Consider the following 18,070-nt stretch of genomic DNA (forward strand, 5'->3'; position numbering starts at 1 on the left):
ACCCTCCCACGAGGCCCTGGACAATCACGTCACCGGCAGGTCTTCGGACTCACGGGCGCACTGCGCATGCCTACCGGCCGTCGCTTCCCAGGCATGGTTCGCCCAGTGCTCAATGACGGCTTTCGTTCCCGTTCACCGCTGCGGGGCAGTCCCGGAATCTCACCGGGTTCCCTCTTGCCTCGCCCCCCGCGGGGCGAACCAGCAACGAGCAGGATCCTACATCTAGGGGCGCCTGACGCAACTACCCCAACAGGTTGTGTCGGAGGACTTCAACAACCCGAGCTCGTGAAGCACACCGCGGGTGCGGGCCGTCTCGGTGGAGAGCCACTTGCGGAACTCGTCGCCGCTGAGATAGACCCGGCTCCAGCCGTGGGCCGCGCACAGGGCACGCCAGCGTGGCGCGGCGTCGATCCTGTCACACAGGGCGATCGCGGCGTCCCGGTCCCCCGGGCTCATGCCCTTGGGGCCCAGCAGGCCGCACCAGTCGCTGTACTCCAGCCGGACGTCGACCTCCATGAGCGTCGGCGCGTCGATCCCGTCGATCCGGCCGCCGGAGGAGACCACCAGGGGGCGCAGACGGCCCGCCGCGATCTCGGGCCGCAGGGCGCGCGCCGACCCCAGCAGGGCTGCCACCCGGCCGACCTGGAGCGCCTCGGCGGCGTCCTCGGGGGCGAGGTATCCGGCGTACTCGAGCAGCCGGGTGTCCACCCCCAGGCACTTGCCGATCATGCCGTAGAGCACGTGGTCGGAACCGCCCTCCGACCGGCCGCCGACCGCCAGCCCCGCCGGGTTCCGGCGCAGCCGCGCGGCGAAGTCCTCGAAGGTCCGCAGGTTGGAGCCGGAGGGGACGACCAGGACCGCCCAGTCGCCGACCAGGCGGGCGAGGGGGGTGGCGGCGTTCACCACGGCGGCGGTGTTGGCGATCTCCGCGGCGGCCACCATCGGCATCGCGGTGACGAGCAGCCTGCCCTCGCGCGCGAAGGGGCCCCGGAAGACGCCGAACGCGTCGCGCGGGGCCGAGCCCAGGGCACCCGCCCGCTCGACGGCCATGGCGGTACGCGCCAGTCCCGACTGGACCAGGACGGTCGCCAGCCTGCCCGCGATCCCGTCCCAGCCGTGGCCGTCGGCGATCGGCTCGAAAACGAACAGGCGCTTCACCGTCGCGTCGGCGCCGCCGTCCGCGTCGCAACCCGCGGCGACCACGACCCCCGCAGCCAGTGCGAAAAACCCCCTACGGCGCATAAGCGCCCCTTCCCCCAAGAAGCCCCTATACCATAGGTTACTTCTCCATCACTTTGTGTGATTAAGCGGGGTCTGCCCGAACTCCGCCCGCCGCCGGACACGAGCCGCCGGGCATCGAGCACCGGACATCGCGGATGACCGCCTCACGGGAGTCCGAGGGAGCACACGGCGCCCCCGGCACCGGTGCCGGGGGCGGGGGCGGGGGCAGGGGCAGGGCGGGGTATTTACTCCACCGTGACGCTCTTGGCCAGGTTCCTGGGCTTGTCGACGTCCCGTCCCAGCGCCACGGCGGCGTGGTAGGCGAAGAGCTGGAGCGGGATCGACAGCAGGATCGGGTCCAGCTCGGTCTCGTTCTTGGGCACCACGACGCAGTCGTCGGCCAGCTTGGGATCGGCCGTGCGGTGGCCCACCATGAGCACCTGGCCGCCCCGGGCGCGGATCTCGCCCAGCGTGGTGAGGTTCTTGTCCAGCAGCTCGTCGTCGGGGACGATCGCCACGGTCGGCATGTCCGGGCCGATCAGCGCCAGCGGCCCGTGCTTGAGCTCGCTGGCCGGGTACGCCTCGGCGTGCACGTACGAGATCTCCTTGAGCTTCTGCGCTCCCTCGCGGGCCACCGGGTAGCCCCTGACCCGGCCCACGAACATCATGCTCGGCGACTCGGCGTACTTGCCCGCCAGTTTCTCGATCTGCGGCTCCAGCGCCAGGATCTCCTTGATCTGGTCCGGCAGCCTCCGCAGGCCGTCGCAGATCCTGCGGCCGTCGGCGGGAGACAGGTCACGCACCCGGCCCAGGTGCAGCGCGATCAGCGCGAAGGCCACGGCGGTCGAGGTGAACGCCTTGGTGCTCGCCACCGAGACCTCGGGACCCGCGTGCAGGTAGACGCCGCCGTCGCACTCGCGGGCGATCGCGCTGCCCACGGTGTTGACGATGCCGAGCACCCTGCCGCCCTTGCGCTTGAGCTCCTGCACCGCGGCGAGGGTGTCGTAGGTCTCCCCCGACTGGCTGATCGCGACGTAGAGGGTGTCGGCCTCCACCACCGGGCTGCGGTAGCGGAACTCGCTGGCCGGCTCCGCGTCGGCCGGGATGCGCGCCAGCTCCTCGATGAGCTGCGCGCCGATCTGCCCGGAGTAGTAGGCGGAACCGCAGCCGATGATCTTCACCCGGCGGAACGAGCGGGTCTCCCGCGCGTCCATGTTGAGACCGCCCAGGTGGGCGATGTGGAAGCGGTCGTCCAGACGTCCGCGCAGCGTCCTGGCCACCGTGTCGGGCTGCTCGGAGATCTCCTTGAGCAGGTAGTGCTCGTAGCCGCCGGTGTCGTAGTGCCCGGCCTCCCAGTCGACGGTCAGCGTCTCCTTGGCCGTCTCCCGCGCGTCGCTGGCGAAGGTGTTGAACCCGTCGGCCCGCAGCACGGCGATCTCGCCGTCCTCCAGGTGGACCACCTGACGGGTGTAGCGGACCAGCGCGGCGACGTCGGACGCGGCGAACATCTCCTTCTCGCCGATGCCCAGCACGATGGGGCTGCCGTTGCGCGCCACGACCACCTCGCCGGGACGCTCGGAGTCGATCACCGCGATCCCGTACGTGCCGACGACCCGCTTGAGCGCGGTCCGCACGGCCTCCTCCAGCGAGTCGGCCTCCTTGACCGTACGGGCGATCAGGTGCGACAGCACCTCGGTGTCGGTCTCCGACAGGAAGATCGCGCCGTCGGCTTCCAGCTTGGCGCGCAGCTCGTCGGCGTTCTCGATGATGCCGTTGTGCACGACGCCGATGCGCTCGTCGGTGGACAGGTGCGGGTGGGCGTTGACGTCGCTGGGCGCGCCGTGGGTGGCCCAGCGGGTGTGGCCGATGCCCAGACCGCCCTTGAACCGCGCGGGCACGACCGCCGCCAGGTCGGCCACCCGGCCCTTGACCTTGCGCATCTTGAGGCCCTTGTTGGAGACCACCACACCGGCCGAGTCGTAGCCCCGGTACTCAAGACGCTGCAGGCCCTCCAGCAGGATGGGTGCCGCGTCCTTGGGCCCTACATAGGCCACGATTCCGCACATGTAACCGCTCCTTATCCGTAAACGATCGAGGTGCCGTCATCCGCTACCCGTAGACGATCCGGCGAAGCTGTCGCAGGGAGAGTTCGGGTGCCGCGACACGGCGCATCGCCAGCTCGGCGGCCACCCTGGGGAAGATCTCGTCGTTGACCAGCCCCCTGGCCTTGAGCTCCGTGTGACGCCGCCGGACGAACTCGTCGGCGGGCTCGGAGAAGTAGGCCAGCACGTCCGCAACGACCCGCGCCGCCTCGCCCGGACCGAGCGCGCTCGTCCGGATCAGGTGGGTGATCAGATCCTCATGCGGATTCCGCGCCGTGGACACAGAGCAGGACCATACGCATCCAGGAGAGAACTCACCAAGTTTCCTGCCCGATTTCGGGCAAAGAATCTCTTCAACATCTCAACCCCGCCACAATGCGCGACAATCGGTAATCTCTGATAACTCTAGGTAGTCGCCAGAGGGGGAGGAACCGCTATGCGCCGCCTGCCGGGGGTCACCGTCGTCGCCGCTCTCGCCATCCTGGCCTCGGTCGTCCCGGCGGAGGCGGCACGCCCCGGGGATCGGCCGGCGCGGCTCCCGGCGCACCCGGCCATCTCCAGGACCACGGCACCGCCCGGCACGGCGACGGGAGCGAGGCCGCGGTCCGGCAGGCAGGCCGCCTTCACCGAGGCGGCACGGACGTACGGGGTGCCGGAGAGCGTGCTGCTCGCGGTCTCCTACCTGGAGTCCCGCTGGGAGGGCCACGGCGGGCTGCCCAGCGTCTCCGCCGGGTACGGTCCGATGCACCTCGTCGACGGCCGGGCCGAACCCGGGCGGCCCCACGGCGTCGGCGAGGACCCGCGCGGCGACGAGACCCGGCCCCGCGTGATCACCCTTCCGCCCGTCGCGACGGACCCGCCGGAGGACACCCTGCGGCGGGCCTCGGAGCTGACCGGCCTGTCTCCCGACCGGCTGCGCGAGGACGCCTCCGCCAACATCATGGGCGGCGCCGCGCTGCTCGCCGACTACCAGCGCCGTACCGGCGGGAGCCTCCACGACGACCCGGCGGGCTGGTACGACGCCGTGGCCCGCTACCCCGGCACCCGGGAGGAGGGCGCGGCGGGCAAGGAGGCCGCGCTGTCCTTCGCCGACGAGGTCTACGCGACGATCAGGACCGGTGCCGCACGCGTGACCGACGACGGCGAGCGGATCGCCCTCCCCGCCACACCGGACCTGTCCACCCCCTCCAGGCCGTCCAGGCCACCGGCCCCCTCCGGGCCGCCCGCCGCGCCCCCCGCCCCGACAGCGCAGCGCCGCGCCCTCGTCCCCGCGCCCGCCCCGGCCCCGGCCACCGTGCGCGCCGTGCGCGCCACAGAACCCGCCACCACCACCGCACCCGCGTCCGTTCCCGCGTCCCCGCCCGAGTCCGTGCCCGCCACGGAGCCCGCCGGGAAGCCCGGCCCCACCCCGGCGCCCACGCCCGTCACGAAGATCGCCATGATGCTCCCCAAGCGGCCCGCCCCCGCTCCCGCGCCGGGCCCCGACTGCCCGGGAAACGTCTCCTGCGAGTGGCTCCCCGCCGCCTACAAGCGGCTCCCCGGCGGCGGGTACGGCAACCACGACCGCTCCGACGGCCCCCGGAGGATCGACTACATCGTGATCCACGACGGGGAGACGAGCTACGACGCCATGACCCGCCTGGTCAAGAACCCCGACTACCTGAGCTGGCACTTCACCATCCGCTCCGCCGACGGCCACATCGCCCAGCACCTGCGGGCCAGGGACGTCGGCTGGCACGCCGGAAACTGGTACGTCAACTCCCGCTCCATCGGCCTGGAGCACGAGGGCTACCTGGCCAGGGGCGGCGCCTGGTTCACCGAGGCGATGTACCTGGCGTCGGCCAGGCTGGTCCGCCACCTCGCCGCCAAGTACGACATCCCCCTCGACCGCGCGCACATCCTGGGACACGACAACGTGCCGGGCACCACCCCGGAGACCGTCGGCGGCATGCACGAGGACCCCGGCCCCTACTGGGACTGGGGCCACTACTTCGAGCTGCTCGGCAAACCGTTGCGCGCCTCGGGCGGCGACGCCGCGCGCTCGGTGCTGATCAGGCCCGACTACGGCACCAACAACCCGGGATTCACCGGCTGTACCGGGGGGTGCCGCGGCCCGGGCGCCGCCTCGGTCTGGCTGCGCACGCGCCCCTCCCTCACCGCGCCGCTGGTCAAGGACGTCGGCAAGCACCCCACCGGCGACTCCACCTACAGCGTCTACGACCACGCCGCCCGCGCCTCCACCGGCCAGCGGTACGCCCTCGCCGAGCGCAGGGGCGACTGGACCGCGATCTGGTATCTCGGCCAGAAGGCGTGGTTCCACGACCCGGCCGCGGCCCCCACCTCCGTACGCGCGTCGGGCCCCCTGGTGACGCCCAGGCCGGGCCGCTCCCCGATCAAGGTGTACGGCAGGGCCTACCCCAAGGCGCCCGCCTACCCTTCGGGCGTCCCCGTGCAGACCCTGACCCCGCTGCAGTACTCGATACCCGCAGGGCAGGCGTACAGCTCCGACATGACGACGCGGGGCTCGTACCTCAGGGCGGCCGCCTTCGACCCGTCCGAACACCGCGTCGTCAGGGGCGGGATCCGCTACCGGCAGATCCAGTTCGGGCACCGGATCATGTTCGTCCGGGCCTCCGACGTCCAGCCGGTCACCAGATGAAGATCTTCGGCAGCCCGGCTCGTTGCGCACATCCGCCCTGTGGAGGCGCTAGAGTTTTCACGTGCCCCGGAGCCGTTTCCCGGGGTCACGCGGAAGTGGCTCAGTGGTAGAGCATCACCTTGCCAAGGTGAGGGTCGCGGGTTCGAATCCCGTCTTCCGCTCCGGCGGGTCCTCAGGGGCCTGACCGGTGGAGTGGCCGAGAGGCGAGGCAACGGCCTGCAAAGCCGTCTACACGGGTTCAAATCCCGTCTCCACCTCAACGCACGACCATCGGACCCTCCGGGATCCGGTAAAGTAGTGCGAGCGCCGAGGGGAAACCCGAAGCGAAACGCGGAAGTGGCTCAGTGGTAGAGCATCACCTTGCCAAGGTGAGGGTCGCGGGTTCGAATCCCGTCTTCCGCTCTGATTCACCCGAGGACGATTAGCTCAGCGGGAGAGCGCTTCCCTGACACGGAAGAGGTCACAGGTTCAATCCCTGTATCGTCCACCCGGCTTCACCAGCTCGAAGGCCAGATCCGGAGATCACGGATCTGGCCTTTCGCTTGTCGCCCTCCACCTCGTCGAAGGACATCGCCGCGTTCAGGTGAGCTTTGCCGGGCGCCCTGGCCCCTTGCGACAGGCGCGGTTCGCCGGTCGGCGACACCCACTGGTTTTTCGGCGATCGCCACCGGAGCCCCCGGCTCCTTTCCGGGCGAAACGCCGAGCGCCGCCGTCGCGCCGCGCGTTCCGACGTCGGATCTTGGCGCGAACCTCCGGCGCGGCCCGGTCTCACCGGGCCGAACACCGAACCCGGCTCAGCCGCAGTCGCCCCAGGACTTCCAGCGAGCCGTGGCGACGGCGGCGCCGCGCCCGTCATCCCAAATCGTGCCGGAGTACTTGACGCACCGGCCCTTGCCGTAGACCTTCAGCGGGCCCAGGTAGTGCTTGACCTGCCGGCCCTCGTTCTTGCCGCCCCCGGTCGAGTACGCCCCCCGCTTCTGCGTCGTGATCGTGGCCGAGACGAAGGTGGCGACGCCGACGTTCGAGGTCTTGATCGTGATGACGCAGTTGTAGCCGGTCCTGCGGTTGTACAGCAGGTAGACGTGGCCGAGCACCTTTCCGGAGGGGGTCTTCGCGGCCTGCTTGCTGTGGGCGACCCGGGCGAAGCCGGAGCCGCACACCCGCTCCGGGCCGGGGGCCGAGGCGGCCGCGTGCGCGGGATTGACGATGATCCCTCCGATCGACAGTGCCGCGGCGAGGAGGATCGTCTTCGTGGGCCCGCGCATTCAGCCATCCCTTCTCAGCCGTCTCCCGCTTTCCGGGGGACCGACGGTTGATCATTCTGCCGAAGGATCCGACATCAAATAACGGAAATGGTCAAATAAGCGACCGCCGGCTCGCACCCGACGTCAGCCACTCGGCGATGTCGGCGACGACGACCGGGTCCACGTGTTGCGGGGGTTCGTACTCCGCGGGCGTGGACGGACCCGCGCCGGGAAAGAAGAGGTGGTTGTCGGCGTCGTAGACGCGGATCGTGACATCGGGCCGGTGAGCGAGGCCGGCCTTCCACCCCGACAGGTCGTCGGCGACGGTCACCTGATAGTCGCGGCCACCTTGGAGGATGAACATCGGCCTGTCCAACGCCGCCGCGGTCGCGACCGGGTCGTAGTCGCGCAGATCCAGCCAGTACGCCGCCGGCCGGCCGAACAGCAGCGCCTCGGCGGGCGTCGACGGCGACAGGTCGGGGTCGGCGACCATCGCGGCCTGCCGCGTGAACGCCTCAACGGCGGCCTCCATCGCCGGGCCGGGGTCCAGCGAGGCGAGGTACCGGACGACGCGGACGACGGCCTGGTGCATCGGCTGCGTGTCGCCGGCCATGATCACCAGACCGGCGACCGACGCCTCGGCGGTCGCGACACGCGGGGCGACCTTGCCGCCCATGCTGTGGCCGAGAACGAAGACGCGGGCAGGGTCCACGTCCGGCTGCCGCTGGAGCAGCCGGACGGCGTCGACCGCGTGCGGCACGTACTCCTGGGCCACCGTGAAGTCGGGTGCGCCCGCCACCTGGCCGCTGTGGGTGTGGGTCACCTTGTCGAACCGCAACACCGCGACACCGCGGCCGGCCAGCCCCCAGGCCAGATCCTTGAGCGGTTTGTTGGCTCCGCCGGTGGCGTCGCGGTCGAAGGGCCCTCCCCCGCTGAGCATCACGACTCCCGGCCGCGGCCCTGGCCCGTGCGGCAGGCTCATCGTTCCGGACACGGCGAGAGGTCCCTCGCCGATCGTGACGTCGTGCTCATCGAACCTCGTCGGGTCGGCGTACGGCGGCGGCTCCCAGGGCGCGGCGTCCGGGACGAGCCTCAGACCGTTCAGCATGTCGTCGCGGTCGACCGCCATCACCACGGTGAGTCCTCCGCGTTCGCAGGTCACCGGGACACTCACGTGGACCAGCCCCGCCCCCGCCGGTTCGCTCACCGGCTCCCCGACGGCGGAGACCGGTCCGCTCCTGTCCGTCTCGGCCGCCCAGGCGGCCCGCAGGGCCTCAGCGCCGACCACCGCTCGCAGCGACGGCGCGAAAAGCCCCTCGATCTCGGCGAAGCGTCCCTGGCGCGCCATCTCGACGACCGTGAGGGCGGTTGCTGTTTGGTTCATGCCGACTCCACCTTTCTCGTTTTTTGAGAAAGGTAGCACGATATGAGATCGTAGGAAGGTGAACACGTTCGAGCTTCTGGGGCACCCGATACGGCTACGCGTCGTGCACGCGATGCGCGGAGGGCGGACGCTGACGACCTCCCAGCTGTGCGCCCGCATCCCCGACGTCTCCAAGGCCACCGTCTACCGGCACGTCGAGCTGCTCGCGACCGGGGGAATCCTGGAGGTTGCCGACGAGCAGCGCGTGCGTGGCGCGGTCGAGCGCCGCTACCGCCTGCGCCAGGATCGGGCGGTGATCGACGCCGGCATGATCGAGTCGATGTCGCTCGACGATCATCGCCGCGGATTCGCCACGGCGATGGCCACCCTGCTCGCCGAGTTCAGCGCCTACCTCGACCGGGATCACGCCGACCCGGTGGCGGATCTCGTCGGCTACCGGCAGCACGCCGTCTGGCTCGGCCGGGACGAACTCCTTGAGATGATCGGCGAGCTGCGCGCCGCGATCGCGCCCCGGCTGGCGAACCAGTCCGCCCCCGGCCGCGCGCGATACCTGCTCAGCCCGATCCTGTTCCCGGCCGAGGAGGCGTCCGCCGCCCCCGAGACCGACTGAGCTGACACCACAGTAGGCCCCCGGTCCCGTGACGCCAGGAATAACCGGCGTCCGGTCGCGACTTGGCCCTGGACATGACCACCACAGCATTCGATCCGCGCGCGCTGCTCGTGGAAAGCCGGCTCGGTGTCCTCGCGACGATCAAATCGGACGGCCGCCCCCAGCTCTCCCCCGTCATGCCCTTCTACGACCAGCGGACCGGCGTCATCTACGTCTCGATGACCGAGGGACGCGCCAAGACGGCGAACCTGCGCCGGGACCCGCGAGCCACGCTGGAGGTGACCAGTCCCGACGGCCTGGCCTGGGCCACCGCCGAGGGGACGGCGACGCTCACCGGGCCGGGAACCGACCCCCACGGTCCCGAGATCGAGGCTCTGGTCGACTACTACCGCACCGCCGCCGGGGAGCACCCGGACTGGGACGAGTACCGGTCGGTGATGGTGTCCGACCGCAGGGTGCTCATGGTGATGACGGTCGACCACGTGTACGGCGACAAGGTCGGCTGACAGCGCTCCGGAGAGGCGTTCGAACGTCGAAGGTCCGCGCCGGCGACGGCGGGCGAGCCGTGCGACCGGCGCGGGCACGACGATCGCTCACCCTCATGGCGTGAAGCCGAAACCACTCACCCTCGCGGCGTGAAGCCAAGACCACTCGTCCTCGCAGCGCGAAGCCGAGACCGCTCGTCCTTTAGCGTGGAGCCGAGATCAGGCAACCACGCTGGGAGCACACCGCATGCGCTGGCAGGTCCACTCCGAGAAACCCCTCTACACCGACCGGTGGCTCGACGTCCGGGTGGCGGAGGTGGAGCTTCCCGACGGCAGGCGCCTGGACCACCGGCTGATCCGTACCGCGCCGGGCGCCGGGGCCGTCGTCACCGACGACCGGCACCGGGTGCTGCTGATCTGGCGGCATCGCTTCATCACCGACTCGTGGGGCTGGGAGATCCCCATCGGCGGGATCGACGACGGTGAGGAGCCGGCGACGGCCGCCGCGCGCGAGGTCGAGGAGGAGACCGGGTGGCGGCCCGGAGCGCTGCGCCCGCTGCTGCGCGTCCAGCCGACCAACGGGCTCTCCGACTCGGTCCACCACATCTTCCGCGCCGACGGCGCCACCCACATCGGCCCGCCGGCCGAGGCGTGGGAGGCCGAGCGCGTCGAGTGGATACCCCTCGCCGGCATCCGCGACATGGTCGGCAGGGGCGACGTCCCGTGCGGCACCAGCATGGCCGCCCTGCTCTACGTCCTCACCGGGCCGTAGGACGCGAAGCGTTCCACGCCACGGACCGGCCGCCCTGCCCCGCACTGCCTCCTGGCGGATCCATCCCCACCTGGGGCGATCTCCGGGCAATCATTACGATCATCTTTTGGCACGCGATACTCGATGATGGAGAGGCACCATGTAAGGACGCATGACCCGAAACATGGTTAATCGCTATGCTCTTGAAACATGGCAAAGGGGGCGAGCCTGTGCAACGCGTGGTGGTCGATCCTGAGGTGCCCAGGGATGTCGCCGACCTCTTCCGCCGAAACGGCCCCCTGCTCTATCGCCTCCGCACCAAGCGCCCGCCCAGGGACGGTGACGCCCCCCGGGTCCCGGGAGTGCTCACGGGGATCTTCGGCGGGACGGTGGCCCTCGCGGCGTTCGGCCTCTTCCTCGTCGGCGCCCCGTTCGCCGAGTCCGTCGTGCTGCTCACCGCGCTGAGCGGCTTCTACCTCTTCATCCTCGGGATGGTCTACCTCGCCAGGAAGCCCTCTCCCGCCGACTCCGTCGAGCGGCTCCTGTACGCGCACGCGCACCACTGGCAGGGGCGCTTCCTGATCCTGGAGGACTTCGACTACGACGCCAGGCACCTGCTCGGCCGGGTCCAGCGGGCGATCGACCACATCCTGCGCTCGCGGGTCAACGCGATGGGCATGCTCGACAGCGTGCGCAACTCGGTGATGCTCCCCGCCGAGGAGTGGGAGATCGCCCGGCTGCTGACCAAGCTCTCCGCGCTGCGGGCCAGGCACCGCCACCTCGCCAGGGGCGGCAGGAGCCCCGAGGTGGCCGCCGCCATGGCGCCGCTGGAGCGGGCGCTGGCCGCCAGCGAGGCCGCCGTGCTCGCGCGGGTCGAGGCCCTGGAACGCTACGCGGGCCACGTGTCCGACGCCGAGCGGGCACTGCTCTCCCAGGGACAGATCGATGCCCTGCGAGCGCACTTGCCCGAGTACGAGCAGCTCGTCGCGGAGACGGGCGCGGCCAGATTCTCCGGACCGGAGATCGGGCATCTCAGCGACGACGCCGACATGCTCCGGCGGGCGCTCCGCGAGAGCGTACGCTCGGCGCACGAGGCGTTTCGCCATCTCGACGGCTGATGTGAATGTGATCGAACGGAGGGGCGAGCCTGTGCGGCGAGTGGTGGTCGATCCTGAAGTTCCCTCCCGGACCGCCGACCTGTTCCGCCGGCACGCGTCGATGTTGTCGCGCATCCGCGCCGGCTGGAGCCCCGAGCCCCCACCGCCCAACTCGCGTCTGCCCGGACGCTTCCTGAACTTCGGCGGGGGGGCGGCGGCGCTCTTCCTGGTGTGCCTGATGTTCCTCGCCGACGTCGGGCAGTTGCTGTTCTTCATGCTCGCGCTGCTCGTCTTCGTGGTCTTCGTCGGCCTGCTGGCCGCCCGCGAGCCGGCGGAGCCGGAGACGATCGAGCACGAGCTGTACCGCGAGGCCCGCTGGTACGAGGGCCGTTACCTGCTGCCCGCCGAGGACTTCGACTACAACGCCGGGCAGCTGCTCGACCGGACCCAGCAGGCGATCGACTACATCCTGCGCTCACGGGTCAACGCGATGGGCATGCTCGACAGCGTGCGCAACTCGGTGATGCTCCCCGCGCAGGAGTGGGAGATCGCCCGGCTGCTGACCAAGCTCTCCGCGCTGCGAAACGACCACCAGGAGTTCGTGTACGGCGGCAGCACCCCGGAGGTGGCCGCCGCCATGGCGCCGCTGGAGCGGGCGCTGGCCGCCAGCGAGGCCGCCGTGCTCGCGCGGGTCGAGGCCCTGGAACGCTACGCGGGCCACGTGTCCGACGCCGAGCGGGCACTGCGCGCCCACGACCAGATCGAGGCGCTTCGCGCGCGGCTTCCCCGCTACGAGGAACTGCTGGCGGAGTCCGGGGCGGACGCCTTCGCCGTACCGGAGATAGGGAGGCTGGCCGAGGACGCCGGTCACCTGGAGCAGGCGCTGCGCGACAGTGTCCGCTCGGCGCACGAGGCGTTCCGCCACCTCGACGGACCTCACATCCCCGCCCCGGGAGACCCGGCCTCGCCCGATGGCCGGGCCGAGGAACCCCCGGCCCGCTGAGACACTCCGGCAAGGCCCTTTCCGGCCCGGGTCCCGGCCGCGCTTTGGGCAGGTCTCACCCTTGTCATGGATCGCGAAGAAGGCGAGGATAGCTCGCGTTCTTTGGAGGTAGCATGCGGATCCGCCTGGACGTGACGGTCGGCGTGGTCGTGCTCGTCGACGTGCTGCGGGTCTTCCTGCCGTCGCTGATCACGATCTTCGGCCGGGCGGGGAGCACCCCCGCAGAGATGATGGGCCTGTACGCCGTCTCCTGGTTCGTCCTGGCCTTCCTGACCGTCCCGCTGGCCAGGTCCGTCCGGCCGCCGCTGATCGCCCTCGGCGCCGCGGGCCTGCTGCTCCTGGCCCGGCTCGCGCTCCAGCTGACCGGCGGCGGGGGTCCGCAGCTGTACGTGGCCAGCCTGGGCCTGCTGGCCGGGCTGGTCTGGCTGGTGGCGATCGCGATGGACAGCCGGGACGCCCGGCCCGTGATGGGCGGGGTGATCGCCGGCCTGGCCGCCTCCACGGTGATCCACGCGGCGCTCGACGGCATCGACCTGATGTGGCGGCCTGGAGCGGTCCCGTGGACGCTGCTGCTGGTGGAGCTCCTGCTCTTCTGCGCGTTCACGGTTCGGGCCGAGCCTCCGGACGAGGAGTACTCCGGGGCTCCCCGCGCCTGGCTGGCGGTCGGTCCGGCCCTGCTGCTCTGGGGCCTCTACACGGGCAACACCGCGCACGCCCAGGCGGCGACCGACTCCGCGCAGCAGGCCGCCGCCGTGATCGTGGCGACGTTCGCGGTGGTGTCTGCGGCACCCGCCGCGCTGCCGGTGCTGCGCCGCCCGCTCCCGCCCGCGGTCGCGCTGGTGGCCTCGGCGGTGGCGTTCACACTGGGCAGGGCCACCGTGGACGGCGTCCACGGGGTGGCGCCCGGCTGGACGATCGTCGCGCAGATCGTCGGCCAGGTCGCGCTGGGGGCCTGCCTGGCGCACGCCGCGGCGACCTTCGGCCAGGACCGGCCGGCCCGGCGGGGCCTGGCGGCCGCCGGGGGGATGCTGCTGTTCGTCGTGTTCGTCTTCGGCTACTACGCCGCCTACGACCTCTACCTGTCCAACGGGTGGGTACCGGTCTGCGCGTCGCTCGTCGTCGCGCTCCTGGCCGTCGTGGGCAGCGCGGGCCTGCCGCGCCGCTCCTACGACCGGCGGTTCGCGGCGGCCGCCGTGGCCGCGGTCGCGCTGGTGGCGGCCGTCCCCCTGTGGCAGGGCACCCGGCCCCGCTGGGAGGGGCCGGGCGACGGGCTGCGGATCGCGGCGTACAACATCAGGATGGGGTACGGCGAGTCCGGCAGGCTCTCCCTTGAGCAGCAGGCCGACGCGCTCAGGGAACTGAGGCCGCACGTGGTGGTACTGAGCGAGGCGGACAGGGGCTGGCTGCTCAACGGCGGCCACGACGGGGTGCGGCTGATCGCCGAGCGGCTGGGCATGCACTACATCTGGGCCCCGGCGACCGACGAGGTGTGGGGCGACGCCCTGCTCACCACCCTGCCGATCACCGCGATGAAGAACCACGTGCTGGTCCAGGGCGGCCCGACCGGCGCGCAGGCGCTGGAGGTCGGGCTGCGGTGGCGGGGCGAGGACGTCACCGTGATCGGCACCCACCTGCAGCCTCCGCCGGACTGGCGCGAGCTCGGCCAGGTCGAGCAGCTCGGGGAGATCGTCAGGAACGCCGCGGGAAGCGGCGCCCCGGTGATCGTGGCCGGTGACCTCAACCTCCAGCCCGGCGACCGGGCCTGGGGGGTACTGACCGCCGCGGGCCTGACCGACCCCTTCGCCCCGGTCAGGCCGTTCAACACCATCCCGTCCCGCAGCGGCCCGGCCGAGCAGATCGACCATGTGCTCGTCACCCCGGGCTTCACCGGGAAAGACCAGGCCAACCCCGATGTCCCCCACTCCGACCACCGTCCGGTCGCGGTCACCCTGGTCGCCGGGCCTTGATCGGATCCTCCTGGGTAATGTCAGGTGCATGAGGGGACAACCTGTACTGGTCTTCGACGGCGACTGCGGTTTCTGCACGACGAGCGTCCGGTTCGCCGAGCGCCACGTCGGGGTGCGCGCCAGGGCCGTCCCCTGGCAGTTCGCGGACCTGCGGGCGCTGGGCGTCACGCGCGAGCGGGCCGAGCGCGAGGTGCTCTGGATCGAGGACGGCCGGGTGTACGGCGGGGCGCGGGCGGTGGCCAGGCTGCTGATCGCCGCCGGTCGCCCGTGGAGTCCCCTGGGGTTCGTGCTGCGGGTCCCGCCGTTCCTGTGGGTGGCCGAGGAGGTCTACCGGCTCGTCGCCGCCAATCGTCACCGCCTGCCGGGCGGCACCCCCGCCTGCGCCCTGCCCCCGAACTCCAGACCCGCGGGTTCCCCGCCCACGGGCTCCGTGATCTCGGACCCCGCGGCTCCGGCCCCCGCCGTTTCGGAGAATCGATGAAGGGCGTCCTGCTCACCGGGATGGAGCCGCTCGACGGCGCCGGCAACCCGGCGTGGGAGGCGATCAGGCTCGTTCCCGGGGTGCGGACCGCGCTGCTCCCCTGCGCGTTCGGCGGGGCGCTGGAGCACCTGCGCGAGGCGGTGGCGGAGCACGATCCCGCGGTGGTCGTGTGCGTCGGGCAGGCCGGGGGACGGCCGGACGTGACGGTGGAGCGGGTGGCCGTCAACCTCGACGACGCCCGCATCCCCGACGGCGCCGGGCGCCAGCCGATCGACGAGCCGGTGGTGCGCGGCGGCCCCGCCGCCTACTTCTCCACCCTGCCGGTGAAGGCGTGCGTGGCGGCGGCACGGGCCGTCGGGGTCCCGGCGAGCGTCTCGCAGAGCGCCGGTACGTTCCTGTGCAACCACCTGTTCTACGGCCTCATGCACATGATCGCCACCGAGAGGCCGGCGATCCGCGGGGGATTCGTGCACGTGCCGTTCAGCCCGGAACAGGTCCTGGGCGAGGCCAGGCCCTCCATGCCCGTCACGGTGGTCGCCCAGGCGCTCACGGCGATCGTGACCACCGCCGTCTCCGTCTCCCTGGGCGGTGACCTCCGCCTGGTCGGCGGCTCCCTCCACTAGGTGATCGATCCCCAGGGGTTCACGCGCCGGCGGGCCAGCTCCTTGATCTTCTCCGGCAGCGCGTCGGCGGCCGGCAGCCGCGGCAGCAGCTGGGGTTCCAGCGTCGTCGCCCGGAAGACGAGCGCGACGGTCACCTCGTGGCCGGGCCGGTGCACGACCACGACCGGGTCGGCGGCGCGGATCTCGCCGGGCTCGATCACCCGCAGGTACGCGCCCGGCCGCGCGGCCCGCGTGAACCGCTTGATCCAGCCCTCACGCTCCAGCCAGCCCTGGAACGTCGCGCACGGGATGCGCGGGCCCGACACCTCCAGGACGGCATCCGGCCCGACCCGCCAGCGCTCACCGATCAGGGCGCCGTTGACGTCCAGCCCCAGGGTCGTGAGGTTCTCCCCGAAGACCCCGTTCGGGAGCGGCCTGCCCAGCTCGGCCTCCCACCCGTCGAGATCCTCGCGGGCATAGGCGTAGACGGCCTGGTCGGAGCCACCGTGGTGTTTCACGTCATGGACCCGGTCACCGGCGAGGCCGACCGCGCCGGTGCCCTTGGAGCCCGGGTCGGCGACGGCGACCGGGCCGTCGACGGGTCGCTTGTCGATGCCCGTCAGGCCCAGCCCCTTCCACGGGTTGGGGCGGGGCCGGCCGACGTTGACCGAGAGCAGCTTCATAACGCGACGGTACGTTCCCTCGCTCGCCCGGGCGACACGTTTTCCCGCCCCTCGCCGGATGCGCGATCAGTCGCGGGGAAGCAGCTCGCTGAAGGGCACCGGGGACTCGAAGGGGTCGTCGAAGGCGGGCGGGTCACGGTGGCCGACCTCGCGGGCGAGTTCGGCGGCCGCCCGGTCGATCCGTCGTGCCAGGGGCTCCTCGGTGACGCCGGCGGCGCCCCAGTCCTCGGGGGCGGCGAAGACCCCGGTCGGGACGACGAGGGCCCGCAGGTAGGAGAAGAGCGGCCGCAGCCCGTGCTCGAGCACCAGCGAGTGCCTCCCCGTGCCGCCGGTCGCGGCGATCAGCACGGGTTTGTCGACGAGCGCGGTGTCGTCGAGCACCTCGACGAACATCTTGAACAATCCGTTGTACGACGCGGTGAAGGTCGGCGTCACCGCGATCAGCCCGTCGGCGTGAGCGACCTTCCTGAGCACTCGCTCCAGCCCTTCGGACGGGTAGCCGACGACCAGGTTGTTGACCAGGTCGTGGCCGTGGTCACGCAGTTCGATCGTCTCGAGATCCACCTCCGCGCCGAGCCGTACCAGCTCGCGGCGCGTCGCCTCGGCCAGCCGGTCGGCGAGCAACCGCGTGGACGAGGGTTGCCGCAGGCCCGCGGCCACCACCGCGATGGTGCGCTTCAACGTCCGGCCTCCTTCGCCGCCTTCAGGGAGGCGTGCGTGGGCGCGTCCGGGACCTGCGCGGGCCTGCCGGCGGCGAACTCCTTCCGGAGCACCTGGGCGATCTCCCCGAGCTGTTCGATCTGCTCCAACACGAGCGCGCGCGGCACCCCCAGCGCGTCGACGTTGAAGAGCTGCCGCTGGTAGTCGCCGCCGGCGAACTCCCGGAACTCCATCGTCCGATCGATCACCTGCTGCGGGCTGCCGACCAGCAGGGCGGTGTCCCGCGTCGTCTCCTCCAGCGAAGGCCCGCCGCCGTAGACCGGCGAGGCGTCGTAGTACGGGCGGAACTCACGGATCGCGTCCTGCGAGTTCTTCCGGACGTACAGCTGGGCGGCGAGACCGACGATCGCCTGGTCCGCCGGGCCGTGGCCGTAGTGCTCGAACCGCCGGCGGTACAGCCCGACCATCTGCCGGACGTGCCGCTTCGGCCAGAGCACGTTGTTGTGGAAGAACCCGTCGCCGTAGTACGCGGCCTGTTCGGCGATCTCGGGGCTGCGGATCGAGCCGTGCCAGACGAACGGCGATACGCCGTCCAGCGGTCGCGGCGTCGAGGTGAACGCCTGCAACGGCGTCCGGAACCGGCCCTCCCAGTCGACGACCTCCTCCTGCCAGAGCCGGCGCAGCAACGCGTAGTTCTCGGCGGCGAGAGCGATCCCGTCCCGGATGTCCTTGCCGAACCAGGGATAGACCGGCCCGGTGTTGCCCCGGCCCATCATCAGGTCGACCCGGCCGTCGGCCAGGTGCTGGAGCATCGCGTAGTCCTCGGCGATCTTCACCGGGTCGTTGGTGGTGATCAGCGTGGTCGAGGTCGACAGGATGATCCGGTTCGTCCGGGCGGCGACGTGGCCCAGGATCGTGGTCGGCGACGAGGGCATGAACGGCGGGTTGTGGTGCTCGCCGATCGCGAAGACGTCGAGCCCGACCTGCTCGGCCAGCTCGGCGTACTCCAGTACCGCCTTGATCCGCTCGCGCTCGGTGGTGAGACGGCCGGTGACCGGGTCGGCGACCACGTCCCCCACACCGAAGATCCCTATCTGCACCTTTCCCCCTCTCCTGGGCAC

The 18,070-nt window shown here is 71.5% G+C and carries 17 protein-coding genes, 4 tRNA genes and 1 riboswitch; of the genes, 13 read left to right on the top strand and 8 right to left on the bottom strand.

Annotated elements, in window-relative coordinates:
* Positions 1–17: 17 nt before the first annotated feature.
* A riboswitch (cobalamin riboswitch) is annotated at positions 18–218 on the bottom strand.
* A gap of 4 nt (positions 219–222) precedes the next feature.
* From ACSDR0_RS09285 to ACSDR0_RS09295, 3 genes are all read right to left on the bottom strand, one after another.
* Positions 223–1,242 carry a tripartite tricarboxylate transporter substrate-binding protein gene (locus ACSDR0_RS09285; protein ID WP_435288348.1) on the bottom strand — a complete coding sequence of 340 codons (1,020 nt, stop codon included), beginning with the start codon at positions 1,240–1,242 and terminating at the stop codon, positions 223–225.
* Between the two features lie 224 nt (positions 1,243–1,466).
* Complete coding sequence (gene glmS / locus ACSDR0_RS09290) at positions 1,467–3,287, bottom strand: glutamine--fructose-6-phosphate transaminase (isomerizing) (protein ID WP_435288349.1); 1,821 nt, start codon at positions 3,285–3,287, stop codon at positions 1,467–1,469.
* A gap of 43 nt (positions 3,288–3,330) precedes the next feature.
* Positions 3,331–3,606 (bottom strand): hypothetical protein, encoded by a 276-nt coding sequence (locus ACSDR0_RS09295; RefSeq protein WP_435288350.1) that lies wholly within the window; start codon positions 3,604–3,606, stop codon positions 3,331–3,333.
* A 153-nt stretch (positions 3,607–3,759) separates the two neighbouring features.
* Here ACSDR0_RS09295 and ACSDR0_RS09300 point away from each other — a divergent pair, with 153 nt between their 5' ends.
* From ACSDR0_RS09300 to ACSDR0_RS09320, 5 genes are all read left to right on the top strand, one after another.
* Positions 3,760–5,982, top strand: a complete 2,223-nt coding sequence (locus ACSDR0_RS09300) for an N-acetylmuramoyl-L-alanine amidase (RefSeq protein ID WP_435288351.1) — start codon at positions 3,760–3,762, stop codon at positions 5,980–5,982.
* Between the two features lie 89 nt (positions 5,983–6,071).
* Positions 6,072–6,143 (top strand) — tRNA-Gly (locus tag ACSDR0_RS09305).
* Between the two features lie 25 nt (positions 6,144–6,168).
* Positions 6,169–6,239, top strand: a tRNA-Cys gene (locus tag ACSDR0_RS09310).
* A gap of 73 nt (positions 6,240–6,312) precedes the next feature.
* Positions 6,313–6,384, top strand: a tRNA-Gly gene (locus tag ACSDR0_RS09315).
* 13 nt (positions 6,385–6,397) lie between these two features.
* A tRNA-Val gene (locus ACSDR0_RS09320) sits at positions 6,398–6,469 on the top strand.
* A 307-nt stretch (positions 6,470–6,776) separates the two neighbouring features.
* On the opposite strand, the gene ACSDR0_RS09325 is transcribed toward ACSDR0_RS09320, so the two are convergent.
* Positions 6,777–7,247, bottom strand: a complete 471-nt coding sequence (locus tag ACSDR0_RS09325) for a hypothetical protein (protein WP_435288352.1) — start codon at positions 7,245–7,247, stop codon at positions 6,777–6,779.
* Positions 7,248–7,338: 91 nt separating this feature from the next.
* Positions 7,339–8,610 carry an alpha/beta hydrolase family protein gene (locus tag ACSDR0_RS09330; protein WP_435288353.1) on the bottom strand — a complete coding sequence of 424 codons (1,272 nt, stop codon included), beginning with the start codon at positions 8,608–8,610 and terminating at the stop codon, positions 7,339–7,341.
* Between the two features lie 58 nt (positions 8,611–8,668).
* Between ACSDR0_RS09330 and ACSDR0_RS09335 the strand changes: the two genes are divergently transcribed.
* From ACSDR0_RS09335 to pcp, 8 genes are all read left to right on the top strand, one after another.
* Complete coding sequence (locus tag ACSDR0_RS09335; protein WP_435288354.1) at positions 8,669–9,220, top strand: helix-turn-helix domain-containing protein; 552 nt, start codon at positions 8,669–8,671, stop codon at positions 9,218–9,220.
* Positions 9,221–9,294: 74 nt separating this feature from the next.
* Entirely contained in the window at positions 9,295–9,726 is a 432-nt protein-coding gene (locus ACSDR0_RS09340) for a PPOX class F420-dependent oxidoreductase (protein ID WP_435288355.1), read from the top strand.
* 226 nt (positions 9,727–9,952) lie between these two features.
* Positions 9,953–10,477: an NUDIX domain-containing protein gene (locus ACSDR0_RS09345; RefSeq protein ID WP_435288356.1), complete on the top strand. Its 525-nt coding sequence runs from the start codon at positions 9,953–9,955 to the stop codon at positions 10,475–10,477.
* Between the two features lie 209 nt (positions 10,478–10,686).
* Positions 10,687–11,574 carry a hypothetical protein gene (locus ACSDR0_RS09350; RefSeq protein WP_435288357.1) on the top strand — a complete coding sequence of 296 codons (888 nt, stop codon included), beginning with the start codon at positions 10,687–10,689 and terminating at the stop codon, positions 11,572–11,574.
* 31 nt (positions 11,575–11,605) lie between these two features.
* Positions 11,606–12,556 (top strand): hypothetical protein, encoded by a 951-nt coding sequence (locus ACSDR0_RS09355; protein WP_435288358.1) that lies wholly within the window; start codon positions 11,606–11,608, stop codon positions 12,554–12,556.
* A 113-nt stretch (positions 12,557–12,669) separates the two neighbouring features.
* Entirely contained in the window at positions 12,670–14,523 is a 1,854-nt protein-coding gene (locus ACSDR0_RS09360) for an endonuclease/exonuclease/phosphatase family protein (RefSeq protein ID WP_435288359.1), read from the top strand.
* A 28-nt stretch (positions 14,524–14,551) separates the two neighbouring features.
* A complete protein-coding gene (locus ACSDR0_RS09365; RefSeq protein ID WP_435288360.1) occupies positions 14,552–15,004 on the top strand; it encodes a thiol-disulfide oxidoreductase DCC family protein in 453 nt (150 codons plus the stop codon).
* Entirely contained in the window at positions 15,001–15,627 is a 627-nt protein-coding gene (gene pcp / locus ACSDR0_RS09370; RefSeq protein ID WP_435288361.1) for a pyroglutamyl-peptidase I, read from the top strand. The genes ACSDR0_RS09365 and pcp overlap by 4 nt, the downstream gene beginning before the upstream one ends.
* On the opposite strand, the gene ACSDR0_RS09375 is transcribed toward pcp, so the two are convergent.
* The 3 genes from ACSDR0_RS09375 to ACSDR0_RS09385 form a co-directional block, all read right to left on the bottom strand.
* Entirely contained in the window at positions 15,624–16,289 is a 666-nt protein-coding gene (locus tag ACSDR0_RS09375) for an MOSC domain-containing protein (RefSeq protein ID WP_435288362.1), read from the bottom strand. The genes pcp and ACSDR0_RS09375 overlap by 4 nt on opposite strands.
* A gap of 66 nt (positions 16,290–16,355) precedes the next feature.
* Entirely contained in the window at positions 16,356–16,970 is a 615-nt protein-coding gene (locus ACSDR0_RS09380; RefSeq protein WP_435288363.1) for an FMN reductase, read from the bottom strand.
* Complete coding sequence (locus ACSDR0_RS09385; protein ID WP_435288364.1) at positions 16,967–18,049, bottom strand: CE1758 family FMN-dependent luciferase-like monooxygenase; 1,083 nt, start codon at positions 18,047–18,049, stop codon at positions 16,967–16,969. Before ACSDR0_RS09385 ends, ACSDR0_RS09380 begins: the two co-directional genes overlap by 4 nt.
* Positions 18,050–18,070: the final 21 nt, after the last annotated feature.

It is taken from the genome of Streptosporangium sp. G11, assembly GCF_051192615.1.
Taxonomy (GTDB): Bacteria; Actinomycetota; Actinomycetes; order Streptosporangiales; family Streptosporangiaceae; genus Streptosporangium.

Excerpts from the sequence above, each read along its gene's own strand:
- ACSDR0_RS09285 (WP_435288348.1), bottom strand. The coding sequence starts at position 1,242 with ATGCGCCGTAGGGGGTTTTTCGCACTGGCTGCGGGGGTCGTGGTCGCC.
- glmS (WP_435288349.1), bottom strand. The coding sequence starts at position 3,287 with ATGTGCGGAATCGTGGCCTATGTAGGGCCCAAGGACGCGGCACCCATC.
- ACSDR0_RS09300 (WP_435288351.1), top strand. The coding sequence starts at position 3,760 with ATGCGCCGCCTGCCGGGGGTCACCGTCGTCGCCGCTCTCGCCATCCTG.
- ACSDR0_RS09325 (WP_435288352.1), bottom strand. The coding sequence starts at position 7,247 with ATGCGCGGGCCCACGAAGACGATCCTCCTCGCCGCGGCACTGTCGATC.
- ACSDR0_RS09330 (WP_435288353.1), bottom strand. The coding sequence starts at position 8,610 with ATGAACCAAACAGCAACCGCCCTCACGGTCGTCGAGATGGCGCGCCAG.
- ACSDR0_RS09340 (WP_435288355.1), top strand. The coding sequence starts at position 9,295 with ATGACCACCACAGCATTCGATCCGCGCGCGCTGCTCGTGGAAAGCCGG.
- ACSDR0_RS09345 (WP_435288356.1), top strand. The coding sequence starts at position 9,953 with ATGCGCTGGCAGGTCCACTCCGAGAAACCCCTCTACACCGACCGGTGG.
- ACSDR0_RS09360 (WP_435288359.1), top strand. The coding sequence starts at position 12,670 with ATGCGGATCCGCCTGGACGTGACGGTCGGCGTGGTCGTGCTCGTCGAC.
- ACSDR0_RS09365 (WP_435288360.1), top strand. The coding sequence starts at position 14,552 with ATGAGGGGACAACCTGTACTGGTCTTCGACGGCGACTGCGGTTTCTGC.
- pcp (WP_435288361.1), top strand. The coding sequence starts at position 15,001 with ATGAAGGGCGTCCTGCTCACCGGGATGGAGCCGCTCGACGGCGCCGGC.
- ACSDR0_RS09375 (WP_435288362.1), bottom strand. The coding sequence starts at position 16,289 with ATGAAGCTGCTCTCGGTCAACGTCGGCCGGCCCCGCCCCAACCCGTGG.